General features: G+C 72.1%; 18 protein-coding genes and 1 pseudogene. 8 read left to right on the forward strand and 11 right to left on the reverse strand.

Annotated elements, in window-relative coordinates:
• Window positions 1-62: 62 nt before the first annotated feature.
• From ACFYNL_RS02225 to ACFYNL_RS02235, 3 genes are all read right to left on the reverse strand, one after another.
• Window positions 63-737 (reverse strand): isochorismatase family protein, encoded by a 675-nt coding sequence (locus ACFYNL_RS02225; protein ID WP_388795050.1) that lies wholly within the window; start codon window positions 735-737, stop codon window positions 63-65.
• Between the two features lie 111 nt (window positions 738-848).
• Complete coding sequence (locus tag ACFYNL_RS02230) at window positions 849-2,684, reverse strand: glycoside hydrolase family 15 protein (RefSeq protein ID WP_388795053.1); 1,836 nt, start codon at window positions 2,682-2,684, stop codon at window positions 849-851.
• A 161-nt stretch (window positions 2,685-2,845) separates the two neighbouring features.
• Window positions 2,846-3,625: a DeoR/GlpR family DNA-binding transcription regulator gene (locus ACFYNL_RS02235; RefSeq protein WP_388795056.1), complete on the reverse strand. Its 780-nt coding sequence runs from the start codon at window positions 3,623-3,625 to the stop codon at window positions 2,846-2,848.
• 132 nt (window positions 3,626-3,757) lie between these two features.
• Between ACFYNL_RS02235 and ACFYNL_RS02240 the strand changes: the two genes are divergently transcribed.
• Window positions 3,758-4,639 carry an SIS domain-containing protein gene (locus tag ACFYNL_RS02240; protein WP_388795059.1) on the forward strand — a complete coding sequence of 294 codons (882 nt, stop codon included), beginning with the start codon at window positions 3,758-3,760 and terminating at the stop codon, window positions 4,637-4,639.
• A gap of 29 nt (window positions 4,640-4,668) precedes the next feature.
• Window positions 4,669-5,523 carry a ketose-bisphosphate aldolase gene (locus ACFYNL_RS02245; protein WP_388795062.1) on the forward strand — a complete coding sequence of 285 codons (855 nt, stop codon included), beginning with the start codon at window positions 4,669-4,671 and terminating at the stop codon, window positions 5,521-5,523.
• Window positions 5,524-5,707: 184 nt separating this feature from the next.
• On the opposite strand, the gene ACFYNL_RS02250 is transcribed toward ACFYNL_RS02245, so the two are convergent.
• Window positions 5,708-6,841 carry a methyltransferase gene (locus ACFYNL_RS02250; protein WP_388797237.1) on the reverse strand — a complete coding sequence of 378 codons (1,134 nt, stop codon included), beginning with the start codon at window positions 6,839-6,841 and terminating at the stop codon, window positions 5,708-5,710.
• A 100-nt stretch (window positions 6,842-6,941) separates the two neighbouring features.
• On the opposite strand from ACFYNL_RS02250, the gene ACFYNL_RS02255 reads away from it, so the two are divergent.
• Together ACFYNL_RS02255 and ACFYNL_RS02260 are read left to right on the forward strand one after the other, a co-directional pair.
• Window positions 6,942-7,598: an alpha-ketoglutarate-dependent dioxygenase AlkB family protein gene (locus ACFYNL_RS02255; protein ID WP_388795064.1), complete on the forward strand. Its 657-nt coding sequence runs from the start codon at window positions 6,942-6,944 to the stop codon at window positions 7,596-7,598.
• A 208-nt stretch (window positions 7,599-7,806) separates the two neighbouring features.
• Window positions 7,807-9,045, forward strand: coding sequence for an ROK family protein (locus ACFYNL_RS02260; protein ID WP_388795067.1), 1,239 nt, complete (start codon window positions 7,807-7,809; stop codon window positions 9,043-9,045).
• A gap of 149 nt (window positions 9,046-9,194) precedes the next feature.
• On the opposite strand, the gene ACFYNL_RS02265 is transcribed toward ACFYNL_RS02260, so the two are convergent.
• Window positions 9,195-9,482: a hypothetical protein gene (locus ACFYNL_RS02265; RefSeq protein WP_388795069.1), complete on the reverse strand. Its 288-nt coding sequence runs from the start codon at window positions 9,480-9,482 to the stop codon at window positions 9,195-9,197.
• A gap of 84 nt (window positions 9,483-9,566) precedes the next feature.
• Here ACFYNL_RS02265 and ACFYNL_RS02270 point away from each other — a divergent pair, with 84 nt between their 5' ends.
• A complete protein-coding gene (locus tag ACFYNL_RS02270) occupies window positions 9,567-10,016 on the forward strand; it encodes an RpiB/LacA/LacB family sugar-phosphate isomerase (RefSeq protein WP_388795072.1) in 450 nt (149 codons plus the stop codon).
• Here the strand turns inward: ACFYNL_RS02270 and ACFYNL_RS02275 are convergent.
• Genes ACFYNL_RS02275 through ACFYNL_RS02290 form a run of 4 tightly spaced genes read right to left on the reverse strand, consistent with a single transcriptional unit; the run spans window position 10,013 to window position 11,847 of the window.
• Window positions 10,013-10,459: a tautomerase family protein gene (locus ACFYNL_RS02275; RefSeq protein WP_388795075.1), complete on the reverse strand. Its 447-nt coding sequence runs from the start codon at window positions 10,457-10,459 to the stop codon at window positions 10,013-10,015. The two genes, ACFYNL_RS02270 and ACFYNL_RS02275, sit on opposite strands and share 4 nt — an antisense overlap.
• Before the next feature lie 25 nt (window positions 10,460-10,484).
• Window positions 10,485-10,661 (reverse strand): DUF1272 domain-containing protein, encoded by a 177-nt coding sequence (locus ACFYNL_RS02280; RefSeq protein WP_388795078.1) that lies wholly within the window; start codon window positions 10,659-10,661, stop codon window positions 10,485-10,487.
• A 19-nt stretch (window positions 10,662-10,680) separates the two neighbouring features.
• Window positions 10,681-11,253, reverse strand: coding sequence for a DUF4865 family protein (locus ACFYNL_RS02285; RefSeq protein WP_388795081.1), 573 nt, complete (start codon window positions 11,251-11,253; stop codon window positions 10,681-10,683).
• Window positions 11,254-11,265: 12 nt separating this feature from the next.
• On the reverse strand, window positions 11,266-11,847 hold the full coding sequence (locus ACFYNL_RS02290) for a TetR/AcrR family transcriptional regulator (RefSeq protein WP_388795084.1): 582 nt from the start codon (window positions 11,845-11,847) through the stop codon (window positions 11,266-11,268).
• A 194-nt stretch (window positions 11,848-12,041) separates the two neighbouring features.
• On the opposite strand from ACFYNL_RS02290, the gene ACFYNL_RS02295 reads away from it, so the two are divergent.
• A complete protein-coding gene (locus ACFYNL_RS02295) occupies window positions 12,042-12,329 on the forward strand; it encodes an SHOCT domain-containing protein (RefSeq protein ID WP_388795087.1) in 288 nt (95 codons plus the stop codon).
• Window positions 12,326-12,542 (forward strand): annotated as a pseudogene (locus ACFYNL_RS02300) (ABC transporter ATP-binding protein); the annotation flags it as partial. The gene ACFYNL_RS02295 and the pseudogene ACFYNL_RS02300, both read left to right, overlap by 4 nt.
• A gap of 143 nt (window positions 12,543-12,685) precedes the next feature.
• Here ACFYNL_RS02300 and ACFYNL_RS02305 read toward each other — a convergent pair.
• Window positions 12,686-13,225, reverse strand: a complete 540-nt coding sequence (locus tag ACFYNL_RS02305) for an ATP-binding protein (protein ID WP_388795090.1) — start codon at window positions 13,223-13,225, stop codon at window positions 12,686-12,688.
• Between the two features lie 183 nt (window positions 13,226-13,408).
• Window positions 13,409-13,732: a hypothetical protein gene (locus tag ACFYNL_RS02310; protein ID WP_388795094.1), complete on the reverse strand. Its 324-nt coding sequence runs from the start codon at window positions 13,730-13,732 to the stop codon at window positions 13,409-13,411.
• Between the two features lie 339 nt (window positions 13,733-14,071).
• On the opposite strand from ACFYNL_RS02310, the gene ACFYNL_RS02315 reads away from it, so the two are divergent.
• A complete protein-coding gene (locus tag ACFYNL_RS02315) occupies window positions 14,072-15,196 on the forward strand; it encodes a PLP-dependent cysteine synthase family protein (RefSeq protein ID WP_388795097.1) in 1,125 nt (374 codons plus the stop codon).
• Window positions 15,197-15,202 lie beyond the last annotated feature (6 nt).

The raw sequence follows: 15,202 nt of genomic DNA on the forward strand, positions 1-15,202 counted from the left end.
CGGCCCGGCGGCGAGGGGCGCCCGCATCACCGGTCGGCCCGGGCCGGTTCCTCATGTGCCGATCACAAGACAGGGCGCAGAGACAGGTCCGGGACCGCTCGCGGCGTCGATGCCGCGATGTCGAAGGCCCCCACCACGTCTTCCGTGGACGTCACCGCCCCGCAGGTGTCCGCCACCCACTCCAGCGCGAACTCATGGCCCCCTGCCGAGAGATCGGCGATGGCGTCGGCGACGACGAAGGGCTCCAGGTCCTGCACCCAGGCGTCCGCGGCGGTCATCAGAACGCCGACCCGGGCGAAGAGCCCCGCTATCACCACCTGGTCCCGGTTCAGCTCGCGCAGCCGCCCATCCAGCCGGGTGCGGGCGAACGCGCTGTGCTTGCGGGTGGTGAGCACGGTGTCCCCGATGTGCGGTTCGACAGGTGTGGCGAAGACCTCCCCCTCCCCGTCGTACGGGGCGTCGGACTGCCTCACGTACAGGGCGGCTCCGCGCTCCCCGGCGGGCACCGAGTGGATGACGGGGACGTTGGCGGCGCGGGCGGCGCTCACCAACCGTCCGCTGTTCGCGAGGAGTTGGAGGACGGGGCCGCCCTGCTCCTCCAGCGTGCGCACGAAGCGCCTCTGTAAGTTCAGGACCACGAGCGCCGTCCGGGCCGGGTCGAGGGCCCACCCCGTCGTGTCGTCGGGCAGCATCACGGGGGTCGGCATGACGTAGGGGAAGATCGAGCCAGGCGTCATCTGGGGTGCCCTTCGGGTGAGTTGAGGGAACCCTTATTAGGTTAGCCTCCCCTAACTTAACTGTCCCGGGGTCCCACTTCACTGTCCCGGGATCGTCCCGATGAACTCGCCTCACCCCAGGGCGCGGTCCAGGTTGAAGGCGGCACTGATCAGGGCGAGATGGGTGAACGCCTGCGGGAAGTTGCCCTGTTGCTCACCGGTACGGCTGATCTCCTCGGCGTACAGGCCCAGGTGGTTGGCGTACGTCAGCATCTTCTCGAAGGCGAGCCGGGCCTCGTCGATCCGGCCGGCGTGGACCATGGCCTCGACGTACCAGAACGAGCAGATCGAGAACGTACCCTCGTCGCCGCGCAGCCCGTCGGGGCTCTCCTGCGGGTCGTAGCGGTAGACCAGCGAGTCCGACACCAGGTCCTGGGTGAGTGCGTCGAGGGTGGACAGCCATCTGGGGTCGGTCGGCGCGATGAACTTGGTCAGCGGCATCATCAGCACGGCCGCGTCCAGCACGTCGCTGTCCTCGCGCTGGACGAAGGCCCGGCGCTTCTCGGACCAGCCGCGCCGCATGATGCGCCGGTAGATGGTGTCCCGGCAGGTCCGCCAGCGCTCCAGATCGGCGGGCAGACCCCGCCGGTTGGCCATACGGACGGCCCGCTCGATCGCCACCCAGCACATCAGACGCGAGTACAGGAAGTTCCTGCGCCCGCCGCGGGTCTCCCAGATGCCCTCGTCGGGCCGGTCCCAGTTCTCGCACACCCAGTCCACCAGCGCGCACACGTCGTCCCACTGGTCGGCGGAGACGGGCCGGGCCCACTTGTCGTAGAGGTAGACCGAGTCGATCAGCGCGCCGTAGATGTCGAGCTGGAGCTGGTCGGCGGCGGCGTTGCCGACCCGCACCGGAGCGGAGCCGCGATGGCCCTCCAGGTGGCTCAGCTCGCGCTCGGGCAGATCGCTGCGGCCGTCGATGCCGTACATGATCTGCAAGGGGCCCGACGGCTTGCTGTCGCCCGGGGTGATGTGCCGGGTCACGAAGTCCATGAAGGCCCCGGCCTCGCCGGTGAAGCCGAGCCGCAGCAGTGCGTACACGCAGAAGGCGGCGTCGCGCACCCAGACGTACCGGTAGTCCCAGTTGCGCTCACCCCCCGGCTGCTCGGGCAGGCTCGTGGTCGGCGCGGCCACGATGGCGCCGGTGGGGGCGTAGGTGAGCAGCTTCAGGGTGAGGGCGGAGCGGTGCACCATCTCCCGCCAGCGGCCCCGGTACTTGGAGGCGGACAGCCACTGCCGCCAGTACGCCACCGTGCCGTTGAACTGCTCCTCGGCCTCGGTCCGCGCGCAGCGGCGCGGTGTCACGTCCCCGCCGACCTGGTCCAGGGCGAACACCGCCGTCTCGCCCCCGGCGAGCTCGAACTCGGCCCGCACGTCCGGGCCTTCGACTTCGAGCGGCACCGTCGCGGTCAGCCCGAGCGACAGCTTCTCGGACTCGAAGACCGTCACGTCGCCGACCATGCGGACGGTGTGCGGCTGCGCGCCGTAGTCGAAGCGCGGCGCGACCCGGGTCCGGAAGGGGATCGATCCGCGTACGCAGACCACGCGCCGGATCAACCGGTGCCGCTCGGCCTCGAACGAGCCCCCGTCGACGGGCATGAAGTCCTGGACCTCGCCGACGCCCTCCTCGGTGAAGAACCGGGTGATCAGGACGTTCGTGTCCGGGAAGTAGAACTGCTTGGTCCGGGCCGGCACCGCCGCCGCCAGCTCGAAGCAGCCGCCCTTGTCCGCGTCCAGGATCGCCGCGAACACGCTCGGCGCGTCGAAGGTCGGGCAGCAGTACCAGTCGATCGTGCCGTCCGTCCCGACCAGGGCCACACTGCGCAGGTCACCGATCAGCCCGTGCTCGGCGATCGGCAGATAGCGCGCGGCCGCCGGTGCGCCCCGCTCGGTCGGCATCGTGCTCATCGCAGCCTCCTCGGCCCGCCATGCGCTGCGCTCCCAGCCTAGGTCGAAAGGGGCGGGCGGGTACCGGGAGCGTCCCCGGGAGGGGGCAGCCGCCGACGGCCGCGTCCGCTCCGGTCGGGTCCTCGCGCGGGTCGGGCCCGCGTCCCGGCCGGGCCCGCGACTCAGACCGCCAGGACCCTCAGCCCCGCCTCCTCGAAGCGCCGTACCGTCTCCGGCGTCGCCGCCGTGTCCGTGACCAGCGTGTCCACCGCGTCGGCGGCGCAGATCCGGGCGAACGCGCGCTGGCCCAGCTTGCTGGAGTCCGCCGCCACGACCACCCGCTCGGCACGCTCGCACAGCAGCCGGTTGATCGCCGCCTCCGCCTCGTCGTGCGCGGCGGCGCCGTGCATGACGTCGAAGGCGACGACACCGAGCACCGCCACGTCGATCGTGATCTGGGACAGCACCCCGTCCGCGAGCGGCCCGATGAGCTCGTACGACTGCGGGCGCGCCACCCCGCCGGTCACCACGATCTTGAACTGGGGCCTCACGGCCAGCTCGTTGGCGATGTTGAGCGCGTTCGTGACGACGGTCAGCGCGGGCGAGCCGGACCCCAGGTCGCCCCGCACGGCCAGGGCGCGCGCCACCTCGGTGGTCGTCGTACCGCCGGTCAGTCCCACCGCCTCGCCGGGGGCGATGAGATCGGCCACCGCCTTGGCGATGCGCTGCTTCTCGGAGGCGCGCCGCGCCGTCTTGTAGCGCAGCGGCAGTTCGTACGACACTCCGTGCACGACCGCGCCACCCCGCGTGCGGACCAGCATCTGCTGCTCGGCGAGCTGATCGAAGTCGCGCCGGATCGTGGCGGCCGAGACCTCCAGCTCGGCGGCCGCCTCCTCGACGTCCAGCCGGCCCCGCTCGACGAGCAACTCCAGCAGCGCCTTCCAGCGGGCGTCGCGCGACATCCGACCTCCATCCCTCGATCTCCCGGCGACCTTAGCGCACGCCTTTCAACCGACTTGCTTGATTCTGCTCGAAAGCTAGCTATACCTTGCAAGAACAATCATTCAGCCCGCGTGGGCCGGAAGGGTGGCGTCATGACGCATGTCGAGGACGAGCTCAACAGCCAGCCCGAGTGCTGGACGCGCGCCGCGGCGCAGGCCCGCGGGGTCGGCGCGTCGCTCCCGGCGCCGGGCGAGCGGGTCGCGATCGTCGGCTGCGGGACCTCGTACTTCATGGCGCAGTCCTACGCCGCGCTGCGTGAGGAGTCGTCCCAGGGGGAGACGGACGCCTTCGCCGCCTCGGAGTTCCCGCGCGGACGGTCCTACGACCGGGTCCTCGCCCTCACCCGCTCCGGCACCACCACCGAGGTGCTGGATCTGCTGGGCCGGTTGAAGGGGCGCACGCGCACCACGGCCGTCACCGCCGACCCGGACACCCCCGTCATGGCGGCAGCCGACGACGTCGTGGTCCTCGACTACGCGGACGAACGGTCCGTCGTGCAGACCCGGTTCGCCACCACCGCCCTCACCCTGCTCCGCGCCCACCTCGGCCTGCGCACGGACACCGCCGTGTCCGACGCCCGCACCGCGCTCGCCGCCGACCTGCCCGAAGGACTCGTGGACTGCGCCCAGTTCACCTTCCTCGGCCGCGGCTGGACCGTCGGGCTCGCCAACGAGGCCGGGCTGAAGATGCGGGAGGCGTCGCTGTCCTGGACCGAGGCGTACCCGGCGATGGAGTACCGGCACGGCCCCATCAGCATCACCACGAGCGGCACCGCGACCTGGATGTTCGGAGAGGCACCCGAAGGACTCGCCGAACAGGTCCGCGCCACCGGCGGGTTGTGGATCGAGGGCCGCCTCGACCCCCTCGCCGAGCTGGTCCGCGCCCAGCGGCTCGCGGTCGCCGTCGCCGCGGCCCGCGGCCTCGACCCGGACCAACCCCGCCACCTCACCCGCTCGGTGATCCTCGCCCCCTGACACGCCGACGCGCCGAGAAAGGACAGGCCGTGCCCCTCGTGACCACCGGCGAGCTCGTCACCCGTGCCGCCGCAGCCCGCTCCGCCGTCGCCGCCTTCAACGTCATCACCCTGGAGCACATCGAGGCGGTGGTCGCCGGCGCCGAGTCGGAGAGTTCACCCGTCGTGCTCCAGGTCAGCGAGAACGCCGTCAGGTTCCGCTACGGGCGGCTCCTTCCCCTCGCCCGTGCCGCCGTCACCGCCGCCGAACAGGCCGCCGTACCCGTCGCGCTGCACCTCGACCACATCCAGAGCGACGACCTGCTCCGCCAGGCCCCGGACGCCGGGTTCAGCTCCGTGATGTACGACGCGGCACGACTGCCGTATGCCGGCAACCTCGCCGCGACGAAGGCCGCCGTCGACTGGGCGCACGACCAAGGGCTCTGGATCGAGGCCGAGTTGGGGCGGATGGGCGGCAAGAACGGTGAGCCGCCCCTCGACGCCCATGCCCCCGGTGCCCGCACCGACCCGGCCGAGGCGCACGCCTTTGTCGCGGACAGCGGCATCGACGCCCTCGCCGTGGCCGTCGGCAGTTCCCACGCGATGACCACCCGGACCGCCACCCTCGATCACGAACTCGTCAAGCGCCTTTCCGCCACCCTGGACGTCCCCCTAGTCCTGCACGGCTCCTCCGGCGTGCCGGACGGCGAACTGACCGCGGCGGTGGCGGGCGGCATCGCCAAGGTCAACGTCGGCACCGCCCTCAACATCGCCATGACGGCCGCCGTCCGGGACTTCCTGGCCGCCCACCCGGAGGCCGTCGACTCACGCAAGTACCTGAGCGTGGGACGCGAGGCGATGGTCCGGGCGGTGGCTCGCCTCATCCGGGTCCTGGCGGCCGCCTGACACGGCGGCGAACATGCCTGTTCAGGTGGGCCGATCCGAAGCGTGATCGCCCGTCCCGCGTCGACGGGGCGAGCAGCCTGACCTGGGCTGCTGCCACGGACGACGAGTGTGATCCGGCGCCGCCAGAGCGCGTCGTACCGCCTGAACGGCCCGCGGTTCACAGCGGACGGCACGACTGGCGCGCCTACCTCTTGACCGCCCGTAGCACCACGAACTTCGGGTCGCTGGCGACCAGTTGACTGTTGCCGAACAGCCGCCGCAGCTTCAGGTGGTAGCCGAGATGCCGATTGCCGATGACCCACAGTTCGCCGCCCGGCCCGAGCGCGCGCCGGGCCCCGGTGAACATCCGCCAAGCGGTCGCGTCGGTCGTCGCCTGGTGGGAGTGGAACGGCGGGTTGTTCAGCACGAGGTCCGCGCTTCCGTCGGGGACGCCCGCCAGCCCGTCCCCGACGCGGAACTCGGCGCGCCCGGTCAGCCCGTTCGCCCGGTACGTCGCCTCCGCCGACGCCACGGCCTGGAACGACTCGTCCACGAACAGCACCTCTGCCTCGGGATTCGCCAGCGCCATCGCCGTCCCGACGACACCGTTGCCGCACCCCAGGTCCACGACCCGTCCGCCGCCCTTGCCGTCCGGCAGGTGGCTCAGGAAGAAGCGCGTACCGATGTCGAGCCGGTCGGCACAGAAGACGCCCGCGTGATTGACGACCGTGCGCCCCGAGACCGCGCCGATCCCGTCGGGAAGCGTGTAGGTGTAGGGCCACGGGTTGCCGGGCCGGTCGAGAGACGGCTCGGGCGTGCAGAAGATCAGCCGGGCCTTCTTCTCCGCGAGCGAGGTGCGGGTCGGGCCGATGATCCGCTCGAACAGCCGCAGCGTCGAGGTGTGGATCTCCTTCACCATGCCCGTGCCGACGACCACCGTGCCCTCGTGCACCGCCGGCGCCAGCCGCAGCAACAGGTCCTCCAGCAGAGCCAGGCTCTTCGGCACCCGCACCAGGAGGACGTCGACGCGGCTGGGCGGCTCGTCCCGTGTGGTGAGCAGCCGGACCGTGCCGGGCTCCACACCGTGCCGGACGAGATTGGCCCGGGTCGCCTCCTGGGTGAGGTAGGAGTCCGTGATCTGCGTCGGCCGGTGCGCCGCCAGCGCCGTCACCAGGGCACCCCAGCGGTCACCGACCACCACGACCGTGCCGGACAGCGGGACCTCCTGCTGCGCCAGATGCCGCAGGAGGTACTCGTCGGAGGCGTCCCAGGCACGCAGCCGGTCGCGTGGGTCCTGGGGAAAACGGGTCAGCGCCAGCTCGCCCCAGGGCGTGTGCATACGGTCGTTCATCGTGCGTCAAGGCTATGCGACCCCAACCCGCTCCCGGACCGCCACCGGTCCACCCGCGGCTCACGGCCGGTGAGGGAGGATGGGAGGCATGGACGCCGAGCTCTTTCCACGGGGTCGTACGGAGGTCGCGCCCGGCGCGGTGCACGTGCCCGACTGGCTGGACGCCGAGCGTCAGCGCGAGCTGCTGGCGGCGTGCCGCGCGTGGGCGCGCCCACCAGCCGGCCTGCGCACGGTCCGCACACCCGGCGGCGGCACCATGAGCGCCCGACAGGTCTGCCTGGGCTGGCACTGGTACCCGTACGGCTACGCGCGCACGGTCGTCGACGGCGACGGCACCCCGGTGAAACCGTTCCCCGACTGGCTGGGCGAGCTGGGCCGCCGGGCGGTGCGGGACGCGCTGGGAGCGGGCCCGCCGGGCGAACCGGTGGCGGCGTACGACATCGCACTGGTCAACTTCTACGACGCCGACGCCCGTATGGGCATGCACCGCGACAGCGACGAGGACTCGGACGCCCCCGTGGTCTCCCTGAGCCTCGGCGACACCTGCGTCTTCCGCTTCGGCAACACCGAGACCCGGGCCCGGCCTTACACGGACGTCGAACTGCGCAGCGGCGATCTGTTCGTCTTCGGCGGCCCGGCGCGACTCGCCCATCACGGCGTGCCGAAGGTACATCCGGGCACCGCACCCGCGCAGTTGGGACTGACCGGGCGGTTGAACATCACGCTCAGGGTGAGCGGACGCTAGGTCGTGTCCGCGAAGTCCCGTCTGCCCCGGGACACGACCCAGGGTCCGTCGTTCGTATCAGGCAGGGCTGAGGGAAACCGCGCCCCGCAGGTCACTCGAACGGCGTCCGGTGCGCCGCGGACGCGCGTTCCGGACCCCGCGGCGCCGGCATGATCGGAACGACGGACCCTGGGCCTTCGCGCCTGCGGATCATGGGAGACTCGCCCTCATGAGCGGCAAGGCGGACCCCCGGGCGGCGGGGGAAGGGACCACCCCAAGGACGCGGTTGGACCGGGGGCGGGGTGCGCTCGGGCCCGCGTTGGAGCTCGTGCACACCGGGCGCGCTCCCACGCGCGCGGTCCTCACCGCCGAACTCGGGGTGACCCGGGCCACGGCCGGCGCGGTCGCCGCCGAACTGGAGGCGCTCGGCCTGATCAGGGTCGACGCCCGACCCGGCGCCGCCGCGGGTTCCCAGGGGCGGCCTTCCCACCGGCTGGCGGTCGCCGAGGACGGCCCGGTCGTCCTCGCCGCACAGGTGCACGCCGACGGCTTCCGGGCGGCCCTGGTCGGGCTGGGCGGCCGTATCGTCGCCACCGCGCCGGGCTGCGAGACCGTGGACGCCGATCCCGCCAAGGTCCTCGGGTCGGTCGTGGAAGCGGGCGCCGACCTGCTGCGCGCGACCGGGCGGCGCTGCGTCGGCGCCGGCCTCGCCGTACCGTCCGCGGTCGCCGAACCGGACGGCCTCGCGCTGAACCCGCTGCACGTGGCGTGGCCCGTGGGCGCTCCCGTCCGCCGTATCTTCGCCGAGTGCGTGCGCGCGGCCGGGATCACCGGCCCCGCCTTCACCGCCAACGACGTCAACCTCGCCGCGCTCGCCGAGCACCGGCACGGCGCGGGTCGCGGCGCCCGTGACCTGCTGTGCGTGGCCACCGGGCACCGGGGTGTGGGTGGTGCGCTCGTGCTGGACGGCCGTCTGCACACCGGCAGTTCGGGTCTGGCCCTGGAGGTCGGCCACCTCACCGTGAACCCCGAGGGCAGACCCTGTCACTGCGGGAGCCTCGGCTGCCTGGACGTCGAAACCGACCCGCTGGCGCTCCTCACCGCGGCCGGCCGTGAGCCCGGCCCCGAGGTGTCCCTGCTCCAGCAGGCCAACGACCTGATCCGCACCCGGTACGACGACCCGACGGTCCGCACGGCGACCGAGACCCTCATCGACCGCCTCGGCCTGGGCCTGGCCGGCCTGGTCAACATCCTCAACCCGGACCGCATCATCCTCGGCGGCCTGCACCGCACCCTCCTCGACGCCGACCCCGAGCGGCTGCGCGCGGTCGTCGCCGACCGCAGCCTGTGGGGCCAGAGCGGCGGCGTCCCGATCCTCGCCTGCACCCTCGATCACAACAGCCTGGTCGGCGCCGCCGAGTTGGCCTGGCAGCCGGTGCTGGACGACCCGCTCGGCGCCCTGACATAGGGCCTGCCCCCTGGGTGTGCAGTCCCGGGACGCCTGGCACGCACTCTCGCCGCACGCACCGGACGCCGCAGGGCCCGCCCTCCCTCCGGGCGGACGACGGGACTTTGCGGACACGACCTACCTCGGCCCAGCGGCACGGACCTGCGGCCTCACGCCTCCTCGGCGGTCTCCAGGATCCGCGTGTGCGGCGCACCGGCCAGCGCCGGGGCGTTCTCCGACGACGACCACACCGTCGTCCTGAGGAACCCCAGGAACCGCTCGGCGTCGGCCACCGCGTCGAAGTCCAGGTCCACGACGACATAGGCGGGGTCGTCGACCGGCCGCAGGACGCGGTGGTGCCGTACGTCTGCCTCGGCGCGCTGGGGGGCGAAGCGGTCGAAGGCCGACTTCCAGGTGGCGAAGTCCTTGATCGGGTGCTCGATGTGCAGGGTCGCCATGGTCCCTCCTCGGCCGTCCAGCCGCTCACCTCCATGCTCGGCCGCGGCCCGGGCGGACGCATGCCCGGCGGGTAGGCTCGACCCATGCGGATCTCCGTCTCCTCGGACATGGACGAACCCGTGGCCCGTCTCCTCGTCGCCGAACTGCGCGAGCGCGGCCACGAGGTGGTCACGCACGGCGCGCTGAGCCCCGGGGACAACGCCCAGTGGGCCCCCTGCTCGGAGGCCGCCGCCCGCGAGGTCGCCGCCGGGACGGCGGACCAGGCGGTGGTGTGCTGCTGGACCGGCACGGGCGCGTCGATCGCCGCGAACAAGGTGCCGGGCGTACGGGCCGCCCTCTGCGCGGACGCCTACACCGCGGACGGCGCCCGCCGCTGGAACGACGCCAACGTGCTCGCGCTCAGCCTGCGTCTCACCTCCGAGCCCCTGCTCAAGGAGATCCTCGACGCCTGGTTCGCGGCCGAGGCGAGCGCCGACGCCGAGGACCGGGGGAACGTGGCACACATCGAGAGGCTGGACGACAGCAGGTCCTAGCCCTCCCGCGAAGGCGACGCCGTCCCGCGGGGAGCCGGGGCGTCGGCAGGGGCGGGGGAGTGGGCGTACTGCGCCACTCCCTCGCCGAACGACCAGTCGAGGGGCTCGTTCTCCAGCACGTTGACGAACACGTTGCGCGGCTCCGTGTCCGCGTAGGCGTGGGCGAGTTCGGCGATCCGCCGGTACAGCGCCTGCTTCTGCTCCGGACTGCGCCCGGAGCGCATGGTGATCGTGACGTACACCAGGCCGTCGTCCCGCCGGATGCCGAGGTAGGCGGGGTCGTAACGCAGGGTGCTGTGGGTGCCGTCGTGTCCGACCAGCACCTGGAACCGGTCGTCGGACGGAATCCCGACGGCCTCCACCAGGGCGTCGTGCACGGCACGGCCGAGAGCGTCGAGGCGCTCGGGGTTCGTGCCCAGCGCGTCGATGCGGACGAAGGGCATGTCTGTGGGTCTCCTGTTCAGAACGTCATGAACGGCGGGGCCTCGCGACCAACTCGCCACCGCAGTTGGGACAGATGTCCCGCATCGCGTCGCTGCACGGCACGCAGAAGGTGCACTCGTACGAGCAGATCCGGGCAGCCGCGTCGAGCGGCAGCGCCGCCGTCTCGCAGCGCTCACAGCGATCGCGCATCTCCAGTGCCATGTTTCCTCGTCCTCCCTCGTCAGCCCGGCAGCCGGTCCCGCCCCGGCGCGGACAGGTGCAGCACCTCGTAGGTGTCACCGTCGGCCTTGGGCAGGTGGCTGTCCCAGAGGGAGAAGTGGATCACCTCCCAACGGCCGGCGTCCACGGCGGACGCGGCGAGCACCGCGCCGTCCTCGGCGGCCAGACGCTCGGTCTCCCGGGTCGTCTCCGCCATGAAGTCGGCGAGCAGCCCCCCGTCAGGCACCCGACGCAGCCGGAGCACCGCCCCGCGCGCGGGGGAGTGGGCGGCGACACCGGCCGCGCAGGCCAGCCCGGACCACTGCCGCACCGACGGCCGTCCGAAGTCGTCGACGATGCCCTGGAACGGGCCTTCCCAGAGGAAGCGGTTCATGCCGGCGACGGTGTGCCACAGATAGAACGGCGCGTACTCGTTGACCGGGGATCCGTGCACGCCCCGCTCCCGCACCAGATACGCCTTGAGGCCCAGGCCCTCCCACGCGTCGAGCAGGTGCCCCCTGGTGGCGACGCGTCGGCGGATGATCTCCATGTCGTAGTCGGCGGGCAGGGTGAGTCCGTACCGCATCGCGAGCATCGGACCGCCTTCCTATCGCGACGAGAGAAGGGCGAGCAGTCCCCGTACACCGGTGTCGAAGGCCGCGGGCGACCCCGACGCGCGGGCGAGGACGTAGCCGCCCTGGACCGTCGCGACGATGGTCGCCGCGACCTCCTCGCTGTCCAGCCCCGAGGCGAACAGGCCCTGTTCCCTGCCCTCCTCGACGATCCCGGCGAGCCGTTCACGCAGCCAGTCGAGCGTCTCGTCGACCGGCGCGCGCAACGTGTCGCTCGCCATCACCTCGGGGTCCATCGTGAGCCGCCCGACCGGACACCCGCGCAGCACGTCGCGCTCCCGCCGCAGATACGCCTCGATGCGCTCGTACGGTGTTCCCGGACCGTCGAGTACTCCGGCGGCGGTGGCCCGCATCTCCTCGGCGGTCCGCCGGATCGCCGCCAGGGCGAGGTCCGGCTTCCCCTTGAAGTGGTGGTACATGCTGCCCTGCCCGGCGTCCGCGCGCTCCAGGATCGCCTTGGGGCTGGTGCCCACGTAGCCGCGCTCCCACAGCAGTTCACGGGTCGACTCGATCAGTCGTTCCGAGGTGTCCGAGGTGCTCATGCCCTCACTGTACATACTAGTAGTTACAGAAGTCGAGGGGTGAGCGAGGCAGAAGCCGATCGCCTCGGAGCAGCGCGGTCGACCCCGCGTACTCCCCGCGAGGTACGCGCACTGCAGCTGGCTGTACGACGACCCGGACCCCACGGCCGAGCGAGTCTCGAGGCATCACCGGACGACCCCGTCCGGACCGACTCGGGAGATGACCCGACATGCAGACCCTGGCTCACTTCGCCGACGGCGGGCCCGGCCCGTGGATCCTGTTCTTCCCGCTGGCCTGGGCGGCCGTCGTGATCGGTGGCATCGCGCTGCTGCGCCGCATGGCGTGGCGCGGGCGCGGACACGGCAACCCCTGGCGCGCCACCCCCGACGACAACTCGCCCCTCACCGTTCTGGGCCGCCGCTTCGCCTCCGGTGAGATCGACGAGGACGAGTACTGGCGCCGGCTGTCCGTCCTGGACGAGCAGTTCGGCCGTACCGGCAAGGGCGGCGCCGCGTGACGACCGCGACCCGGACCGCCGCCCGGCCCGGTCCACGCCGTGACGGCGTACGGGAGCGGCGGCACCGGCGTGCGGGCCCTGGACGAGGCGAGCGTCGGCTTCCCGGCCGGCCGCTTCACCACGACCACGGGGCCCTCGGGCTCCGGCGAGTCCGCCGTGACGCACCGCGCGGCCGGTCTCGACACGCTCACCTCGGGCAGAGCCCACGCCGGCCGTGCTGCCGGCCCCTGTCGGCCGCACCGCCGGGCTCTCGCGGGCCCGCGACGGGCGAGCCGGGCGGCACACCTGGACGCACTGCGGGCCATCGCCGCCGAGTGGCCGTCCCCGGCGGAGCGCCGCGAGGGGTCACCGCCCGGTCAGCCCGCAACGACCGACCGGGCGGGAGCACGTTCCGGCCTGCGCAGGTCCACCCGCGCTCCGACCTCGGCGAACCGCCGTACGGGCTCCTCGACCGCGACAGCCGTCCGCCGCGGTGTGCGCGCACCCGAGCCCCGTGAGGCGGGGGGCGCGGGCAGCGTGAACCACACGACCTTGCCGCAGTCGCCGTCCGGCCGCACGCCCCAGCTCTCGCTGACGGCGGCCACCATCGCCAGCCCGCGCCCGCACGTGGCGAGCGTGTCGCTGTCCGCCACGGCCGGCAGCCGCGGGTCGTTGTCGCGCACCGAGACGGTGAGCCGGTCGAGCAGCAGCTCGATCTCGACGGTGCACGTCTTGTCGGGCTGGGCGTGCAGGTGGACGTTGGTCAGCAACTCGGTCACACCGAGCGCGGCGCGGTCTATCAACGGATCCAGGTGCCAGTAGCGCAACTGCGCCGATACGATTCTGCGGACCTGACCGATCCGCGACGGCAGGGCTTGGAGCTCCACCGTGCAGTGCCTGCTTGGGTAGCTGATCACGGCTGCGACTCCCCGACTGAAGAGGTCCGGAAGAACACGGAGTACGGATCCAGCAGGGTGCTTCAGGAAACGGCCGCCTGCTGTCGTGGCCGGCGGGCTGGTTCGCAGCGTTATCGCCGGTAAACCCAGAGTGACGTGAGACCAGAGTGACGCAGGAGCTGCAATACCGCAACTCGCAGTGACTCAGCCCTTACGCCCCGCAGCCTTGCGTACGGCCTCGATGAACCGGCGTGCCGCGGGCGGTCCCGGCTCTCCCGGGGCGGGGTCGTGATCGCCCAGGGTCAGGGAGTAGCGCTTGCCGTTGATGTCCGCCAGCGCCCGGTCGTCCGGGGCGAACCAGGGCTTGGAGGCCCGTACCGCCTGCACGGGTGCGCTGTCGATCTCGCTGCCGTAGCTGGTGAGCAGCTGCAGCCGACCGTCGCTGATCCGCACCTGCCCGGCCCGGGTCAGCGAGCGCAGCCGCTTCCCGATGCGCACGCCCGTGGCCGTGAACTCCGCCTCCGCCATGCCCCGCCCCCTCGTGTGCGTCGGTGTGCCGGCGTGTCCTCGCGGATGCGGCCGGCTCCAGTCGTGATCCAGTGTGCCCCCGTTCGGGATCGTCGTCCCGTCCGGTGCAGTCTGCCCCGGTCCCGCGCCCAGCACCAGTCCATGTGGTCTCCCCGAGCGGGGTCGCTCGGAGCACTCGCGTGAATGCGCCCCCAGGAGTGGGGTGAAGGAGGCGACCCAGGGGTGACTTTGAGGCTCTCAAAGGCCTGTTTATGCAGGTGAGAAGCGTGCGGAAGATGTCTATGCTCGAAGCGACGGCCCCGCGAGTCGCCGTTGCCGCCGAGCCTGAGGAGTACCGCCGTGAGCACCGTCCAGCAGACCCCCTCCGGCGTGACCCTCGACGTCGACCGAAGCGACGGCGCCTATCGCGTCTGGCTCAAAGAGGCCGTCCGAAAGGTCCAGGCCGACGCCAACCGTTCGGCCGACACCCACCTGCTGCGCTTCCCGCTGCCGGAGCGCTGGGGCATCGACCTCTATCTGAAGGACGAGTCGACCCATCCGACCGGCAGCCTCAAGCACCGGCTGGCCCGCTCGCTCTTCCTCTACGGTCTCTGCAACGGCTGGATCCGGCCGGGCCGCCCGGTGATCGAGGCGTCCAGCGGCTCGACGGCCGTCTCCGAGGCGTACTTCGCGAAGCTGATCGGCGTGCCCTTCATCGCGGTCATGCCGCGCACGACGAGCGCCGAGAAGTGTCGTCTGATCGAGTTCCACGGCGGCCGGTGCCACTTCGTGGACGACTCGCGGATGATGTACGAGGAGTCCGCACGCCTCGCGGTGGAGACCGGCGGCCACTACATGGACCAGTTCACCTACGCCGAGCGGGCCACGGACTGGCGCGGCAACAACAACATCGCCGAATCCATCTTCCGCCAGCTCCGACTGGAGCGGTTCCCGGAGCCCGCGTGGATCGTCGCCACGGCCGGCACCGGCGGCACCTCCGCGACCATCGCCCGGTACGTCCACTACATGCAGCACGACACCCGTATCTGCGTCGCCGACCCGGAGAATTCCTGTTTCTTCGAGGGCTGGACCACCGGCGATCCGGACGTCACGTGCGACTGCGGCTCGCGGATCGAGGGCATCGGCCGGCCGCGTATGGAGCCGAGCTTCGTCCCCGGTGCCGTCGACCGGATGATGAAGGTGCCGGACGCGGCGAGCGTCGCCGCCGTACGGGCCCTGGAGCAGGCCATTGGACGCAAGGCGGGCGGCTCCACGGGCACCGGGCTGTGGAGCGCGCTGAAGATCGTCGCCGAGATGGTGGCCGAGGGACGGCGGGGGAGCGTGGTGACGCTGCTGTGCGACCCGGGGGACCGGTACCTGGACAAGTACTACTCGGACACCTGGCTGGCCGAGCAGGGACTGGACATCGCCCCGTACTCGGCGGCCATCGAGCAACTGCTGGACACGGGTGTGTGGCCCGAGTGACCCGCG

It is taken from the genome of Streptomyces sp. NPDC007808 (genome assembly GCF_042868655.1).
GTDB lineage: Bacteria > Actinomycetota > Actinomycetes > Streptomycetales > Streptomycetaceae > Streptomyces.